The organism is Peribacillus sp. NPDC096379, assembly GCF_044762875.1.
In the GTDB taxonomy this organism is placed as follows: Bacteria; Bacillota; Bacilli; order Bacillales; family DSM-1321; genus Peribacillus.
This window is the reverse complement of the sequence record NZ_JBIWFD010000001.1, coordinates 14,308-29,704: the sequence shown is the minus strand read 5'-3', so window position 1 is coordinate 29,704 and position 15,397 is coordinate 14,308. Positions and strand designations below refer to the sequence as shown.

Sequence of the window (15,397 nt, the reverse complement as noted above, 5' to 3'; positions counted from 1 at the left end):
ATAGATTTCAAAGGTTCTGTGTTTTATTTCCGATGATATTCTATTATTTTATCTCTGTTTTTCAATCATTGCCTTTTCAATCTCTTCATCGATGAAAATGTTGCTTATACTTGTTCATGTAACATCTTTATTTCTACATCCAAAGTTAACTATAGACTAGCTCTTTTTCGCGTAGGCCAAGCGCTTCTGCTGTTGATGTATGAATTTCATGCAAAAGCTCTGGATTCTCCATTAGTGACACACCATAAGAAGGAATCATTTCTTTGATTTTTTGTTCCCACTCATGCATATGTTGCGGGAAGCATTTATTCATTACCTCAAGCATAACGTGAACAGCAGTAGAAGCACCTGGAGAAGCTCCTAGTAATGCTGCAATTGAGCCATCGGCTGCAGTAATAACTTCGGTACCGAATTGAAGCGTTCCTTTGCCGCCTTCAACAGTATCTTTGATCACTTGTACACGTTGGCCCGCTACTACTAAATCCCAATCCTCAGATCTTGCGGTCGGGATAAACTCTCGTAACTCTTCCATGCGCTGTTCTTTCGATAACATCACTTGCTGGATCAAGTATTTTGTCAATGCCATCTCTTTTGCGCCTGCTGCCAACATAGTTAAGAGATTATTCGGTTTTATGGAAGTTACTAAATCGAACATTGAACCTGTTTTTAAAAACTTTGGTGAGAAGCCGGCAAATGGTCCAAATAGCAACGATTTTTTATTGTCGATAAAACGTGTATCAAGATGCGGAACAGACATTGGTGGAGCGCCAACTTTAGCTTTTCCGTATACTTTTGCATGGTGTTTGGCAACAACTTCTGGATTATTACACGCCATGAAAATTCCGCTTACTGGGAATCCGCCAATATGTTTCCCTTCAGGAATACCAGACTTTTGCAGTAAATGCAGACTTCCTCCCCCGCCTCCGATAAAGACGAATTTTGCAGTATGGCGTTCGACGCTACCACTATCAACATTACGTACTTTTACTTCCCATAGGCCATCACTCGTACGTTTCATATTATCAACACTATGTTTAAATTTGATATCGACGTTTTTAGTCTTTAAGTGGTCAAACAACATGTGCGTTAAAGCACCAAAGTTGACATCCGTTCCAGAGTTGATTTTTGTTGCCGCTATCGCTTCATTCGATGGACGGTCTTGCATAATTAGCGGAATCCATTCCATCAGTTTTGCTGGATCATCAGAAAACTCCATCCCTTGGAAAAGAGGATTGTTTGACAGCGCTTCAAAACGATTCTTTAAGAAAGTTACATTTTTATCTCCTTGTACCATACTCATATGGGGCAATGGCATGATAAAGTCCTGCGGATTTTTTATCAGCTTGCTGTTTACAAGATAAGACCAAAACTGCATGGAAACCTGAAATTGTTCATTAATTTTTATGGCTTTACTAATATCTACAGATCCGTCCGGTTTTTCAACCGTGTAGTTAAGCTCGCACAATGCCGCATGCCCCGTTCCCGCATTATTCCATTCGTTAGAGCTTTCCTCTCCTGCATTTTCTAGCTTCTCAAACACTTTAATTTCCCATTCCGGTACTAATTCTTTCAAGAATGTCCCTAAAGTCGCACTCATGATTCCGGCGCCAATTAAAATGACGTCTGTTTTAGTTTCACTACTGCTCATTTTTATCAACCTTTTCCCCTAAAATTAGCCTAGAAGATGTAAGCGCCACACCAAGCTAAGACGCGAACTAGCCACACATCTTTTCTGCCTCAATTATTATCATATATAGTGTATCATAATTATTTTTATTATATGATAATTTAAAATTATTTAAAAGATCGCAAAAAGTGAGAAGTCCGTTTACAAGGTCTAGGAAACATATATAAACTACAGCCTTAACCCAGTCACATTCTAACAGTATTTAAAAGTCTTGCTTTAACAATGAATACATATATAAATCATAAAATTTACCGCAAGCAAACTCATAATTTCTCAATAACCCTTCTCTAATAAAGCCTTGCTTTTCTGCTAACTTTTGTGACGGTGTATTAGGCGGTTCAATTAACGCTTCTATCCTTTGCAATTTCAAATGTTCGAATCCGTACCTTATTACAGCTTCCAACGCCTCACTTGCTATTCCTTTCCCCCAATAACTTTTACTTAACTCATAGCCAATTTCAGTTCGATAATGTTGGGAGATCATGTTAAGAAAGCCACAACTACCAATCACCTCATCTTCCTCTTTTAAAGTAATTCCCCATCTTATTCCAGTCTTTTCATTTAATATCGATTGATACCATGATATCTCGCTTAAGGCATCGCTTATTGTTTTAAAAGGTTCTAAACCATAATATTTCATTACTTCTTTATCAGACATATATTTCAAGATACTGTTGGCGTCGCCTTTTTCAACTTTTCTTAATACTAATCTATTAGTTTCAAGTACCGGAAAGATTTCAATATCTTTGGTCATAATAAGTCACCCCCTATATAATTCTTCAGTTCATTTTTTATCGTTTTCTAGTAAATAAGCTTTTTTTAATAAACTACTGCGTTAACATAATAAGAAAAGGCGATCACAAAGACAGCCACGTTTTTAAAGCACTCCTTTTGTTCCATAAAAAATAAGAGTTCCTATATTTTTTTAGTCTTATAATTAAAAATTCTAAGCAATGCAATAACAATTAATAAAATGCCAATGAAGAGAAAACTATTGAAAAAAATTTTCAAACCAATTGTTGGAGATTTTGATATAAAACTACTTAATCCCAAGTACAAAACCCCAATACACGATAGGATATATGAAAATATTTTATCTTTACGTCTGAGAAAAATATACGCCAAAAGGATGATAAGATATGTACCACCAAGTAGCATAAGCAAAGGAAATGTAGGCACAAATTTAGCTGCATATACAAAATAGTCAATTGGCAAAATATCATTTACGTTTTCCACTGGCCCATTCTTCATCTGAGAAAAAATCGCTGTATATTTCCATTCCCAAGTGTCTTCTAATATTCCACTCCCTTCATACAAAGTAGCCCCAGTTGAAAATATTAAAAGCATTAAAGCAAAACCAAGTTGGAGAATAATCCTAAAAGACATTTTCTTCACCTCGAATCTATTTCTTGTTTTTCCGTCATTATACTTTTAAGCAAAATTATATGAATAGTGATAGTGTACTATTGCAAGCTCTAAAACTGTTTTTTCATCAAGACCACTAATTAAGCCAAAAGTGTAAGGCGTTATTTTATAATCCTCAAGAAGGTATTTTAACTCATCTCTTAGGTCTCCATTTTATTAAATTCTCCCGAAAATATATGGTTATATGTCAATGTTTCAATACCAATTGTTTGAATTCCTTCTTAAAGTAACCTGCCCCGTTAGTGCAATAAAAAAGGGATTGCCGCAGCACCCCTGATTTTCAACTCTTGCACCCGTTAGTTAAAGAAATCATACCCTTACTTATTTTCTCAAATATACGACACTGTCGCTTCTTTCTACTTGAAATCTTAAATCATTCTTAACATTAAGCATATTATTACCATATTTAAATGATATACCATATCCATTATTCTCAGGATACCCATATAAATAGCAGACCACTTTTCCATCTTTTAATTGCTTCTTCTGTACCCACATTTAGTTTCATTTTAAAGCCTCCCTGTTCTTTTGCTTTAAAATCATTTCCTTTACTTCTATAGTCTTCTTCATACAGATAGGTAAGGATTTGGGTTATCACTTCTTGTTTGTACGACTTTCACTACCTATAGCGTTCCAGCTAATTCAATTCTACGGATGTTGCTTTTTTAACAAGATTGACTCAAGAACTAACAAGCGTATTTTCAGTTAATACTTTCCCAAGAACTTGATAAAAATAAGTATTTGGCCATTGAATATCACAAATTTCCTCCCAAGATGCTTCGACAATGAGAACATTTGGATTAGGTCTGTCAATGATTTGAATATGAGAAGGAATATTTTCTACAGCCGCATCTCCTGCCATTGCCCAATAAATCTTGGATACCTTCACACTTAATCCATTTTGTTCATCTAAGAAAATAGGCGAAAAACTATGTTTATTTATATACACTAAATCTTCGATAATGGCACTTGCGGTTGGAAGCATTCCCGCTCCAGGCCCTTGGAGGCTAATGTTGCCTACAATATCTCCATCAATGGAGACTGCATTTTGCACGCCTTCGATTTGATAAAATGGATGTGTTTCATTGACCAGTACAGGTTTGACTGAGCATACGATCCCTTTTTCTGTCTTTTCCATAGAAGCTACATGTTTAAATCGATACCCCAATGCTGAAAAAAGCTCAATTTGCTCAGGTGTGATTGATTGAATCCCTTGTCGAATCGATTCCTCCCAATTCGGGTTCTCTCCAAAAGCTAGCTCACTTAAAATCACTGCTTTGTAAAAGGCATCATATCCTTCAATATCATTTGTTGGATCAGCTTCTGCATAACCTTTTTCTTGTGCTAGTTTTAACGCTGTTTCAAATGGACAGCCGTCTTCTCGCATCTTTGTCAAAATAAAATTCGAAGTCCCATTAAGAATCCCTTGCACTTTTTGGATATTATTTACGTTTAACAATTGTCGTAGAGTTTGGATAATCGGAATTCCTCCTGCGACTGTTGCCTCAAATCCTAAAGTAACCCCTTTTTCCTTGGCTATCTGTTTTAATTGAGTTCCATGATAAGCAAACATTTCTTTGTTTGCTGTTATAACATGACATCCTCTGTTCATCGCTTGCTGCAAGTACGTAAAGCTAGGCTCTTGACCAACGATCGCATCAATGACAACATCTAGCTGCTCAAGTGTAATAATCTTGTTAAAATCATCGGTTAACAGAACATCAGAATCTAGTGTATGATGTTTTTCTATATTTTTAACAAGTATGGCAACCACTTTTACCTCTTTCCTAAAAATACGCTTAAGCTTTTCCTGATGTGTTTGAATCGTTTTATAAACACCCTTCCCCACTGTACCGTAACCTAATAATGCAATATGTAAAGCTGTCATGTATATCTCCCCCTTGTCCTATTTATCGATGACTTTAATTGAACATAAAACATTAATGAGCGTCTGCTCTAAACCCTACGATGAAAAAGGTTCAGGTTCTAAAAACTGCATCACCTTATGAAGGTGGGTAGCTGCGCTGATTTTGCGAAGCCCCGCCCCTTTTCCACAGAAAAAACTCCCCACTGCATATGGACAGAAGGGGAGTTTGAATGTTTATATTCAAGATTTATCCACCTTCTTATCTACGGAATGGTTACCATTCCTCTGAATTTGGCACCGGGCATGATATGCTGGTTGCCGAGGCTTCGCAGGGTCAGTCCCTCCGCCTCTCTTGATAAGAAAAGTTAAAATTATTAAACTATTTATAATAATATAATACTTTAAATATTTATCGTCAATAGCGTAAAATGAAACTTCAGAAAAAACAATGAATATGAAAAGGGTGAAATCAGCGCAATTTCACCCTCTATATGTACTGTTCATGACATTAATTGTATTCTAAACGGAATCCGTTACTCTAAAGCCTACTTGTTTAATTGGTTGAATTCAATGACACCAACTGATAGGTGATTTCAGTTTGGTTGTTTGTCCAAGAAACTTTTTGAATGATGGCTATCCCATTCGTTTCACTTTCGATCGTTTTGCGAACTTCAATTGGAATATCGATTGGGTATAGGCGATAGCCGTCTTTCGTTAAACGGAAAAGATTTTCTTCCTCTCTGCTTTCACGGCCTTTTGTCACGATCATCGTGTTTAACTCCATTGGCATTCCCAAAGCATAAACCTCCCTTCCTTTACTTACTTTTTAGCACATTGCTTTCTCGTTTGGTTTTTCATCCACTGTGTTAGATCACAAACGACTTTTCGGTTGATATTCGGCGGGAAATAGTGGGTAAATTCGTCAAAATACCAACTCCAAACAGGCTTGTCTTTTTCCTTCAATGTTTTCTCCAGCCTGTAGGCGTGTTCAATCGACACGTTATTGTCTTTTTCACCGTGAATAATCAGAACTGGTGCAACTAGTTCATCTACTGCAAACAGTGGTGTGCGGTATTTATATTCGTTTGGAACTTTACTCGGCGTACCACCAATAACACGTTTCATCATGCGACGTAGGTCTACACGTTCCACATAAGTTAGAAACATATCAGACACTCCGCCCCATGTGACAACGGAGGCAGCTGATTTACAATAAATTGCCGTCCAAAGGGCCATAATTCCTCCTCGTGAAAACCCGAAAATATGAATATTCTCAGGTTTCACACGTTTGTGCTGTTCGAGTAATATAAAGCCACTGATCCCATCAGCACGGTCTTCGCCTGCAAAATCTTCATCCCCTTCTCCGCCTTGATTCCCCCGATAATACGGTGCAAACACAATGAAGCCTTCTGCTGCAAATTGCACAATACGACTCGGGCGTACTTTGCCGACATTTTTAATGCCTCCTCGTAAATATAAGAAACCATCATACATTTGATCATCATCTGGCTCAGCAAGAAGTCCCTTCACCTTCAAGCCTTGTGAAAGATACGTTACGATAAACAGACGAATATTCGGATGCGGTGATGGAAACCGCTGCTTCGTTATTATTATGCCATCCTCCATCATACATCCCCCTTTCATAAAACTCATTTTCCTTTATTGTAAATCAACTCCCCCATTTTATCCTGCATTAACGGGTAGTATATAGACTTTTTTAAGAGATAGTAAGGCAACCCACCTCCTTTTTATAGAAACAGGAAAAATATTAGTTGAGATTAACTGTCGGTAAAAGCCCGATTGGTGTGATACAGTGAAACTTACCGATGCGTAAGTAAAGGTTTAGTTCCACAACATGAGGAGCAAACAGACCAAGACATGAGGACGTGGTGTACTTAGTGTGTAATTCATTGAGTCGGGTTCGTACTGTCGCTTTATCGAAGCGGAGTGAAGCTTCCTTCCAAAAGCGTTCTTCATTCCATCTTTCAGGTTTTTGAAAGCATAATCTCCCTTTTGATTAAATAAATCAAAAAGGAGATTATGACAAAAGAGGTTCGTTCCTTTAAAAGTTAATCTTCTTTTTTGGGATGTTCCCTCTATTCACGCAGCCATGCGTTTGCAAGCATTATAGCCCCTTTTGCTGCTTCTGTGTCTGCGAATTCGTTAAGCATCACAAAATCATGAATGATACCCTGGAAGCGTACTGCAGTTACCTTTACACCAGCTTCGCGAAGCTTATTGGCGTATGCCTCTCCTTCGTCGCGCAAAACGTCGGCTTCTGCCGTGATAACTAAAGCTTCAGGAAGCCCCTTTAATTGTTCTGTTGTTGCCCGAAGTGGAGATGCAGTTATTTCTGCTCTCTGCTGTGGATCGGATGTATACTGATCCCAGAACCATTGCATCCCATCCATACGCAGAAAATATCCGGTAGCAAATTGTTTGTATGAATCCGTATCAAATGAAGCATCCGTTACAGGATAGAAAAGTAATTGCTTGCGAATAGCTGGACCTTTTCGTTCTTTGGCCATTAGCGTAATAGCTGCCGACATATTTCCTCCAACACTGTCGCCTGCTACTGTAATATTACTTGAATCCATCCCGTAATTATCGCCTTCTTTAGCAATCCATTCCAAAGCCGTATAGACCTCTTCTATAGCAATCGGATATTTGGCTTCTGGCGAAAGACTGTAATTAGTAAACACGACCGCTGATTGTGATCCAACAGCAAGTTCCCGAACTAAACGATCATGTGTATGTGCGTTTCCGAAAACCCAGCCTGCACCATGCGTATATAAAATGACAGGGAGATTTTCTGAGGCATCTTCAGGGCGCAATATTTTAATGGATACAGGTCCAGTTGTCTCTCCCTCAATGACAAGCTCTTCTACTTCAACCGGCTGCTTTTTAACCTCTCCGGACTGTACTTCATCTACTGTTTCTCTGCCCTTCTCTGGACCAAGATCAAACAGGTACGGCGGGTTAGCCGTGTCCTCTACGAATTTTTGTGCAGCAGGCTCCAATACCACTTTTCTATTTTGATTTTGTGTCATCTTTAACTCCTCCTAAAGTTTTATTAGTTTTCATTTTATATTTCACTAAATTTAACCGCACATAACATGCCCAGAACGAGCTTCATGTAAGGTCGACCAAAACTCGGCGAATTCGTTACAAGGGACAACAAAATACTCATATGCAACGTCTTACCACCATTTAGTTTAACAGTCACACCACTTCGATCCGATCAGACTCTCAATCCCGAAGGTTAGCAAACCTGTGCTAAGGAAAGTACCACTATCCCTAATACAGTTAGCAAAGAAGGAGAAAGATAGGTATAAACAATCGAATATCCACCAAGCAAGAAAAGGTGATTGATAATCCAAGTGCCACTTCGCGCTTCTTAAAAAGAGCCAGCTGTTGAAAAGGAGGTACAGGTTGCTCCTCATCTCTACCCACAATAGAAGGAAATATAACCACCATTGTAATGAATCTAGGCAGAGCGATTCCTCCAAATGCATCTGCCATCTTCCAAAAGATACCGATAATTAATCAAGATTTTTAAGGTGTGAAAGTTGAGTGTATAATAATGAAAATCGTACTAGATCGTTGTTAATGATGACAGTTATTCGTTTCCCTAAAGCACCCATGAATTTCAACCAAATGTGAAGAACCATAAATTCCACTTCATTTATGTCCGAAAGCTGACCATAAATCAAAAGGAATGATGTGAAAAAGAGACTGATTGTACGTATCTCTCGGCGAAAAGCAACACTTACAACCTGCCTCTCTACTACTTTCTAATGAAAGTACACGCACAGTTATTATTCCAAAAAAACGTAAATAAGAACAATACGATTCGTTTTCAGTCGAACCGTTACTCCTCTTCGATAGGAAATTATGGATCGCAATTATGCTGGTTTTATGAAGTGGCGCGATCCTTTTTTCTCTCTCTTATAGGCATTCACACATTTTTCACTTCTGCATACGTTATTCTAGGTGAATGACCTACGAATTAGGAGGAATGGAAGATGAAACATTGGGTAAAAGCAGGATTCATGATTACATTGGCCTGTTTATTAATCCTCGCTCTTAGTGCATGTGGCAAGGACGATCTGACAAAGGTGCGTGTCGCAGAGGTGACTCGATCGATTTTCTATGCACCGCAATATGTAGCGATTGAAAAGGGATTTTTTGAAGAAGAAGGACTAAGCATCGACTTAAAAACGACAGCTGGCGGCGATAAAACGATGACTGCTTTATTATCGGATGGCGCGGATGTTGCCCTTGTCGGGTCTGAAACATCAATTTACGTGAACGCTCAAGGTGCAAATGATCCAATTGTGAATTTTGCCCAACTTACCCAGACCGATGGAACGTTCCTCGTTTCTCGTGAGAAAATCGATGACTTTTCTTGGGATATGCTAAAAGGGTCTACCTTCCTTGGTCAGCGTAAAGGTGGCATGCCACAAATGGCTGGTGAGTTTGTACTCAAGAAGCATGGCATCGACCCTCACAATGATCTGACACTTATACAGAACATTGATTTTGCCAATGTTGCTACAGCTTTCGCTTCAGGTACAGGTGATTATGTACAACTATTTGAACCGACTGCCAGCCTGTTTGAAAAAGAAGGAAAAGGCCATATTGTCGCTTCATTCGGAACGGAATCAGGGCATATTCCTTACACAACATTCATGACCAAAGCGAGTTATATAGAAGAGAAGGGCGAAACGGTCGAGAAGTTCACCCGTGCTGTAAAAAAAGCACAAGATTGGGTGCAGGAACATAGCAGCCAAGAAGTAGCCGAAGTAATTCAACCGTATTTTGAAGACACAGATCTTACGTTAATTGGAACCGTTGTGGATCGTTATAAAGCACAAGGCTCCTATGCAACAGACCCGATTTTAGATGAAGAAGAGTGGAATAACTTGCAGAATATTATGGATGCAGCAGGTGAGCTTCCAAGTAGATTAGCTTATGAAGACTTAGTGAACACATCATTTGCCGAAAAGGTATCGAAGTAATCATGGACTTTCTAACGATTAATCGTGTTGATCATACGTACTTTTCGAAACAAACGGCAACACAGGCACTACAAAATATTCATTTATCGATCGAGAAAGGGGAGTTTATCTCCTTTCTTGGCCCAAGTGGCTGTGGAAAAACAACCCTGTTATCTATTATTGCTGGTCTATTTCCACCAACAGCTGGCACCGTTTTGCTGGAAGGGCAGCCCGTGCTTTCACGGGATGAGCTTCAAATAGGCTATATGCTACAGCAAGATTACTTATTTCCGTGGAAAACGATTGAGCAAAACGTAACACTGGGGTTAAAGTTATTGAAACATGATAAAGAAACTTCTCTGTCAACAGCGATGAAGCTCCTTCAAGATGTCGGCTTACCTAATGTAGAACATCAATATCCAAGGGAGTTGTCAGGTGGAATGAGACAGCGGGCAGCGCTAGCAAGAACACTCGCCGTTGATCCAAAGATCCTATTGCTAGACGAACCATTCTCTGCGCTCGATTATCAAACGAAACTGAAGCTTGAAGACCTCGTTTCTGAAACATTGAAGGCATATGGTAAAACAGCTGTGTTGGTTACACATGATATCGGCGAATCGATTGCTATGAGCGACCGTATTTACTTGTTTGCGGCCCGCCCTGGCAGAATTCACAAAGTATTTGAAGTCCCTAATGAACTTAGATCGTTAACTCCTTTTCAAGCCCGTAACCATCCAAGCTACTCCTCCCTATTTCAAACTATTTGGAAGGAGCTTGAGAGCCTTGAACATTAATGCACTCCACACCCAATACAAAGCAGCACTCGTCAAAGAGAGACGGTGGGTTCGTTTGTATCAACTCCTCATCTTCCTTGCTTTTTTTTCAGGATGGGAAATTGCTTCAAGATTCAAGTGGATAGATCAACTCATTTTCAGCTCACCGTCAAAGATTTGGATCCTGTTTCTTACAAAAATAAGTGATGGCACTTTGTTTAACCATCTAAGCATAACCCTATTCGAAACAGTACTTGGATTTATCATTGGTACTTTGCTTGGAACATTACTTGCCGCGATTCTTTGGTGGTCGCCATTTCTTTCAAGAGTTCTTGATCCTTATCTTGTCATCTTAAATGCGATGCCGAAGGTCGCTCTTGGACCGATCTTAATCGTAGCACTCGGACCAGGCTTCACTTCTATTATCACAATGGGAGCGATTATATCCGTCATTATCACGACCATCGTCGTCTACACCGCATTTAAAGGTGTTGATCCGAACTACCTATTAGTGCTCCAAACATTTGGCGCCAACCGCTTTCAAACGTTTAAAGAAGCTGTACTACCTGCATCCTTTCCAACCATCATCTCGACATTGAAAGTAAATGTGGGTCTTTCCTGGGTTGGCGTCATCGTCGGCGAATTCCTTGTTTCTTCAAAAGGACTTGGCTATTTGATAATTTATGGATTCCAAGTATTTAATTTCAACCTTGTCCTCTTGTCGCTCATGATTATCGCTGTCTGTGCCACAGTGATGTACCAGCTTGTTGAACTGCTTGAAAAATCATTAATTAAGCATGACCGCTGAAATGATAAGGCGCTTTAAAAGGGCCTAGCCTCGCAGTAATAGTCGTTGCGGGATCTGGACCCTTAGCCTTATTTATCAGATTTACAATCCGGTAGAATGTTTCGCAGTCGCTCGATACTTAACGGAATAACCTCATCTCGCATGATAAAACTAAAGCGAGAGTCCGTTTCTAGATGATCTGGAAGTTGATCCAATAATACGGGTCCCTCCGTTTCCAAATAATCGTCTTTTTCAACTAACTCAGTAAGTTCAGCAAAGTAAATCGACTTAATAAACGGTCCACTTACTGCATGTACACGATATTGTCCAAGAAAAAGCAAACTGGCCACCTTCCCGCCTGTTTCCTCGTACACCTCACGTACCGCTGCCTCCTCAATCGTTTCTCCCTTTTCCCGCTTCCCACCCGGAAATTCAAGTCCCCTAACTTTATGCCGTGTTACAACCCATTGCTTGTTCCAGTGTGTTAAAACAAGCACATGCCAAGCATCACCAAATTCCTCTTTACAGGAAAAATCAACTTGATGTCCATGATTATCAAAAAATTTTTTCATACTTTCTCCCTGTTTCCCCACCTAAAAAATTAGGTAGAAAGGTTTATTTAAATAGAAAAGAAGTGTTACATAACAATCTTTTCCTCTTTTATTATATTATGTATGTAAATGACCAAAAAGGAGTCGATGTAATGAAGCTAAAATCATTAGCCATCCCTTTCTTCGCACTAGTAGTACTTTTAAGTGGCTGTGGCCAAAAAGCTGCACCCGTTTCCGAAACCGGAAAATCAGAAACCAAACCAAACACTGAACAATCTGCACCAAAAGAAAAATCCCTTACTCTTGAGGAAGTATTTGAAAAAACCATTGTAGCAAGTAAAGAATTGAAGAGTTTAACTGTGAAAATGGAGAATGACCAAACCATTACTTCAAGTAGTGATTCAGAACCAATGGATATTACTTCAACCATTGACATGGATGTCATTCAAAACCCAATCTCCCTCTATCAAGTCATATCCATCAATATGCCAGGTGAAGAATCAGTGAAAACAGAAAGTTATTTCACTAAAGAAGGTTTCTTTACGTATGAACCAACACAAGGAACATGGATGAAGCTACCTGAAGAAATGTCAACAGAACTTCTTAAAGCATCGGAACAGCAAGGCGACCCTGCTGCCGAACTGAAAAAAATGCAAGAATATATTGAAGACTTCACATTTGAACAAGACGATTCTTCTTATATTTTATCACTAAATGCTTCAGCTGAAAAATTCAATGCGTTCATGCAAGAACAACTTTCACAGAGCTTTGGTCAAGAATTAGGACTTGATTTACAAAATGTAGATGTTACTGGATTAAAGTATTCCTATACGATTGACAAGAAAACCTTCAATCCTACAACAATGAGCATGGATATGACATTCAAGACTACTGAAGGCAGTGAAGAAGTGACACTCGAACAAAAAACAAACGCAACCTTTAGTAATTATAACGGCGTGAAGGATATTACGATCCCTGAAGAAGTGCTTAAATCCGCACAAGAAATTGACCTTCCACAATAAAGTGAAACTTCAATCAGTGGGGGGTTTCTTCATCCCCCACTGATTGTTAGTTGAACCAATCGGGCTTTTACGGGCAGTTGTCCCCCCACCTACGCTTCTTCGATTCCTCTAATCCTTGAGGTGGGGGTCTTACTGCCCGTTAATGCGGGATAAGTTGATAAAAGAAAAAAGGGTCTAACCTCGCACTCGTCATACAGTTTTATTTAACTGTATGACGAGTGTGAGGACTGACCCTTTTCTAATATGATACTTGTTCTTTTTCAATTGAATGGATTATTGTTTTCAATTTTTACTCTTGGATGATGAAGGCTACATTTTAGCTATCGGTCCCTTAACGTGCCTCGGATGCAAATTTTCTTATTTCCTTGACTAGAATTTTCAAATAAGGTATCCATTACAGGTCCTTCCCTGTTTCTCTAGGAAAAGAAGATAATATCTCCATATTCGCAATATGATTTCTCGCATCGGTATCTCCAAGTTTATAAATCAACTCGTACACTTCATGAAGCGTCTTATCATAAGCATCATTTCCTGGATCATGATGATACTCTAAAAACGGGATGTGCGCACGGTAAAAGTTTCCGATTTCTGTAGAATAATTTTGATCAAAATATTCACGAAGCTGCTTGATTTCATCATCAGTTGCTTCAATTTTATAATTCCAAGGCGAACTTTCACTATCCTGAAAGATTTGTCCATTCGGCAGCCAAATATAATACGTCTTTCGATCCTCACCCACTGTAATCCCCCCTATAATAGTATTATTTTCCCTTTCATCACTCTGCTTCATACATCACTTATTCTTCCATTAAATACAATTAACGTGTAAAATAATTGATTAAGTATCTTTAATTAGGAAAGTCATATACTAAACATGATTTAAAACTTGAAAAAGAGGTGAAAAAATGAAACTCATTGAGGATTTGTACAACCTATACCGTGATAAATTGTCTGGGGATGAAGAAGATATCGATATGCTAACCTTTGCCGTCCTTGAACAGCTTGATCGGAAGGAGATATTCAACTTACTTGAAGAAATGGACGATCAGGAAATTAATAACCTCCTTGGTATTTACATTATTGAATCACTTAAAGGCAAATTTGCACATGATAGCATGAATAATGCCAAAGTTACCCATTATCACCCTCGTAATATTCATTGAAAGCATTTTATACATAGACTACAGCCTTCATTCGATCGTGAGGGCTTTTTCATGTGCCCTCCTCTAAAAAAAGGGCTGTCCCATGAGGAAAGGGTCACACCTTGCAACGACTATATACAGATTATAGTTAGTATTTTACTACTATATACTGTGTATAGAGTACGAGGTCCGACCCTTCCTGAGACATCTTCTTTAGGCGAGACTTCAAAGAACTATATTATTTCTTCAAATAAGCACGAAGCATCCATGTATGTTTATCGAAGCTTTTTTGCATTCCTACAAACATATCGCCTGTCACTTGGTCCGCGTTTTCTTCTGCCAATTTAATGGCTTTTGAATATTCTTGTGATAATTGCTCAAAATCATTAATGATTGTTTGTATCATCGCTTCTGTTTCTTCTTTTCCAGTCGCTTCTTTAATTGTTGCTAGATCAAGTTGTTCCTTAAGCGTCGCTACAGGCTTTGCACCTAACGCCAGCAATCTTTCCGCAAGCTCATCCATATGAGCTGTAACTTCGTTATATAGTTCTTCCAATTTTACATGCAAAGAGAAGAAATGTGGACCGTCTACATACCAGTGATAATTATGCAATTTTGTATATAACACACTTAAGTTTGCGATTTCTTGATTCACCAGTTCAACCAATTGGTCCACTTTACGGTTTTCACCTTGTTTATATTCAACAATATTATTTTTTGCCATCGTTATCACCCTCCTATTAACTATAATTCCCTCTCTACTTAAGTTAAAACATGTATTTTTTCCTAATGAGCCAAGGTTTAATGTAGGATTTTCCTGTATAATAAAAGTAAAATACTTGTAAAGGAGTATACAGGTGAAAACGATTATAATTATTAGCATTATTATTGTCCTTGTAATCTTAGCGCTATCTGTTTTTACCATTAATAAAGGATACGATTATAAACATACAATTGATCCATCACCAGATCCCGATGAGAATAAAGCAAACAAAACTTCAAATGACAAGCAATAAGAAAAGAGCGTCTCAAAAGCATAGGGTCAGAACCCGCAACAACTAAATGCAGTATAAACACATACTGTATAGTGCGAGGTCTGACCCTTATGAGATACCCTTTTCTTCTTTTTCATCGTTTTAGTTT

At 38.6% G+C, this 15,397-nt stretch carries 17 protein-coding genes and 1 riboswitch; of the genes, 6 read left to right on the top strand and 11 right to left on the bottom strand.

The window, feature by feature from the left end:
• Positions 1 to 145 precede the first annotated feature (145 nt).
• From ACIQZI_RS00225 to ACIQZI_RS00190, 8 genes are all read right to left on the bottom strand, one after another.
• A complete protein-coding gene (locus ACIQZI_RS00225) occupies positions 146 to 1,648 on the bottom strand; it encodes a malate:quinone oxidoreductase (protein ID WP_403067891.1) in 1,503 nt (500 codons plus the stop codon).
• A gap of 241 nt (positions 1,649 to 1,889) precedes the next feature.
• On the bottom strand, positions 1,890 to 2,441 hold the full coding sequence (locus ACIQZI_RS00220) for a GNAT family N-acetyltransferase (RefSeq protein ID WP_403067886.1): 552 nt from the start codon (positions 2,439 to 2,441) through the stop codon (positions 1,890 to 1,892).
• A gap of 161 nt (positions 2,442 to 2,602) precedes the next feature.
• Positions 2,603 to 3,073, bottom strand: a complete 471-nt coding sequence (locus ACIQZI_RS00215; RefSeq protein WP_403067881.1) for a YjdJ family protein — start codon at positions 3,071 to 3,073, stop codon at positions 2,603 to 2,605.
• A gap of 718 nt (positions 3,074 to 3,791) precedes the next feature.
• On the bottom strand, positions 3,792 to 5,000 hold the full coding sequence (locus ACIQZI_RS00210) for a homoserine dehydrogenase (RefSeq protein ID WP_403067878.1): 1,209 nt from the start codon (positions 4,998 to 5,000) through the stop codon (positions 3,792 to 3,794).
• Between the two features lie 235 nt (positions 5,001 to 5,235).
• Positions 5,236 to 5,341, bottom strand: a riboswitch (SAM riboswitch).
• A gap of 191 nt (positions 5,342 to 5,532) precedes the next feature.
• Entirely contained in the window at positions 5,533 to 5,775 is a 243-nt protein-coding gene (locus ACIQZI_RS00205; RefSeq protein WP_403067873.1) for a DUF2584 domain-containing protein, read from the bottom strand.
• Positions 5,776 to 5,798: 23 nt separating this feature from the next.
• On the bottom strand, positions 5,799 to 6,605 hold the full coding sequence (locus tag ACIQZI_RS00200) for an alpha/beta hydrolase family protein (RefSeq protein ID WP_403071898.1): 807 nt from the start codon (positions 6,603 to 6,605) through the stop codon (positions 5,799 to 5,801).
• A 470-nt stretch (positions 6,606 to 7,075) separates the two neighbouring features.
• Entirely contained in the window at positions 7,076 to 8,029 is a 954-nt protein-coding gene (locus tag ACIQZI_RS00195) for an alpha/beta hydrolase (protein WP_403067847.1), read from the bottom strand.
• A 256-nt stretch (positions 8,030 to 8,285) separates the two neighbouring features.
• Complete coding sequence (locus tag ACIQZI_RS00190; protein WP_403067844.1) at positions 8,286 to 8,501, bottom strand: hypothetical protein; 216 nt, start codon at positions 8,499 to 8,501, stop codon at positions 8,286 to 8,288.
• 503 nt (positions 8,502 to 9,004) lie between these two features.
• Between ACIQZI_RS00190 and ACIQZI_RS00185 the strand changes: the two genes are divergently transcribed.
• Genes ACIQZI_RS00185 through ACIQZI_RS00175 form a run of 3 tightly spaced genes read left to right on the top strand, consistent with a single transcriptional unit; the run spans position 9,005 to position 11,560 of the window.
• Entirely contained in the window at positions 9,005 to 10,000 is a 996-nt protein-coding gene (locus ACIQZI_RS00185; RefSeq protein WP_403067839.1) for an ABC transporter substrate-binding protein, read from the top strand.
• A 2-nt stretch (positions 10,001 to 10,002) separates the two neighbouring features.
• Positions 10,003 to 10,773, top strand: coding sequence for an ABC transporter ATP-binding protein (locus ACIQZI_RS00180; protein ID WP_403067834.1), 771 nt, complete (start codon positions 10,003 to 10,005; stop codon positions 10,771 to 10,773).
• Positions 10,763 to 11,560 carry an ABC transporter permease gene (locus tag ACIQZI_RS00175; RefSeq protein WP_403067830.1) on the top strand — a complete coding sequence of 266 codons (798 nt, stop codon included), beginning with the start codon at positions 10,763 to 10,765 and terminating at the stop codon, positions 11,558 to 11,560. Before ACIQZI_RS00180 ends, ACIQZI_RS00175 begins: the two co-directional genes overlap by 11 nt.
• 68 nt (positions 11,561 to 11,628) lie before the next feature.
• Here the strand turns inward: ACIQZI_RS00175 and ytkD are convergent, their stop codons facing one another.
• Positions 11,629 to 12,111: an RNA deprotection pyrophosphohydrolase gene (gene ytkD, locus ACIQZI_RS00170; protein WP_403067825.1), complete on the bottom strand. Its 483-nt coding sequence runs from the start codon at positions 12,109 to 12,111 to the stop codon at positions 11,629 to 11,631.
• Positions 12,112 to 12,242: 131 nt separating this feature from the next.
• Here ytkD and ACIQZI_RS00165 point away from each other — a divergent pair, with 131 nt between their 5' ends.
• A complete protein-coding gene (locus tag ACIQZI_RS00165; RefSeq protein WP_403067820.1) occupies positions 12,243 to 13,112 on the top strand; it encodes a DUF6612 family protein in 870 nt (289 codons plus the stop codon).
• Between the two features lie 394 nt (positions 13,113 to 13,506).
• Here the strand turns inward: ACIQZI_RS00165 and ACIQZI_RS00160 are convergent, their stop codons facing one another.
• The gene (locus ACIQZI_RS00160; protein ID WP_062175698.1) at positions 13,507 to 13,902 is read right to left on the bottom strand and encodes a hypothetical protein; all 396 of its coding nucleotides are present in this window, start codon (positions 13,900 to 13,902) and stop codon (positions 13,507 to 13,509) included.
• Positions 13,903 to 14,017: 115 nt separating this feature from the next.
• Here ACIQZI_RS00160 and ACIQZI_RS00155 point away from each other — a divergent pair, with 115 nt between their 5' ends.
• A complete protein-coding gene (locus ACIQZI_RS00155) occupies positions 14,018 to 14,275 on the top strand; it encodes a DUF6154 family protein (RefSeq protein WP_028392644.1) in 258 nt (85 codons plus the stop codon).
• A gap of 217 nt (positions 14,276 to 14,492) precedes the next feature.
• On the opposite strand, the gene ACIQZI_RS00150 is transcribed toward ACIQZI_RS00155, so the two are convergent.
• Positions 14,493 to 14,978, bottom strand: coding sequence for a Dps family protein (locus ACIQZI_RS00150; RefSeq protein ID WP_403067813.1), 486 nt, complete (start codon positions 14,976 to 14,978; stop codon positions 14,493 to 14,495).
• Between the two features lie 133 nt (positions 14,979 to 15,111).
• Here ACIQZI_RS00150 and ytzI point away from each other — a divergent pair, with 133 nt between their 5' ends.
• A complete protein-coding gene (gene ytzI / locus ACIQZI_RS00145; RefSeq protein ID WP_082191186.1) occupies positions 15,112 to 15,270 on the top strand; it encodes a YtzI protein in 159 nt (52 codons plus the stop codon).
• Positions 15,271 to 15,397 lie beyond the last annotated feature (127 nt).

Excerpts from the sequence above, each read along its gene's own strand:
- ACIQZI_RS00160 (WP_062175698.1), bottom strand. The coding sequence starts at position 13,902 with ATGAAGCAGAGTGATGAAAGGGAAAATAATACTATTATAGGGGGGATT.
- ACIQZI_RS00165 (WP_403067820.1), top strand. The coding sequence starts at position 12,243 with ATGAAGCTAAAATCATTAGCCATCCCTTTCTTCGCACTAGTAGTACTT.
- ACIQZI_RS00215 (WP_403067881.1), bottom strand. The coding sequence starts at position 3,073 with ATGTCTTTTAGGATTATTCTCCAACTTGGTTTTGCTTTAATGCTTTTA.
- ACIQZI_RS00220 (WP_403067886.1), bottom strand. The coding sequence starts at position 2,441 with ATGACCAAAGATATTGAAATCTTTCCGGTACTTGAAACTAATAGATTA.
- ACIQZI_RS00200 (WP_403071898.1), bottom strand. The coding sequence starts at position 6,605 with ATGGAGGATGGCATAATAATAACGAAGCAGCGGTTTCCATCACCGCAT.
- ACIQZI_RS00150 (WP_403067813.1), bottom strand. The coding sequence starts at position 14,978 with ATGGCAAAAAATAATATTGTTGAATATAAACAAGGTGAAAACCGTAAA.
- ACIQZI_RS00210 (WP_403067878.1), bottom strand. The coding sequence starts at position 5,000 with ATGACAGCTTTACATATTGCATTATTAGGTTACGGTACAGTGGGGAAG.
- ACIQZI_RS00190 (WP_403067844.1), bottom strand. The coding sequence starts at position 8,501 with ATGGCAGATGCATTTGGAGGAATCGCTCTGCCTAGATTCATTACAATG.
- ACIQZI_RS00195 (WP_403067847.1), bottom strand. The coding sequence starts at position 8,029 with ATGACACAAAATCAAAATAGAAAAGTGGTATTGGAGCCTGCTGCACAA.
- ACIQZI_RS00225 (WP_403067891.1), bottom strand. The coding sequence starts at position 1,648 with ATGAGCAGTAGTGAAACTAAAACAGACGTCATTTTAATTGGCGCCGGA.
- ACIQZI_RS00185 (WP_403067839.1), top strand. The coding sequence starts at position 9,005 with ATGAAACATTGGGTAAAAGCAGGATTCATGATTACATTGGCCTGTTTA.
- ACIQZI_RS00180 (WP_403067834.1), top strand. The coding sequence starts at position 10,003 with ATGGACTTTCTAACGATTAATCGTGTTGATCATACGTACTTTTCGAAA.
- ACIQZI_RS00155 (WP_028392644.1), top strand. The coding sequence starts at position 14,018 with ATGAAACTCATTGAGGATTTGTACAACCTATACCGTGATAAATTGTCT.
- ytkD (WP_403067825.1), bottom strand. The coding sequence starts at position 12,111 with ATGAAAAAATTTTTTGATAATCATGGACATCAAGTTGATTTTTCCTGT.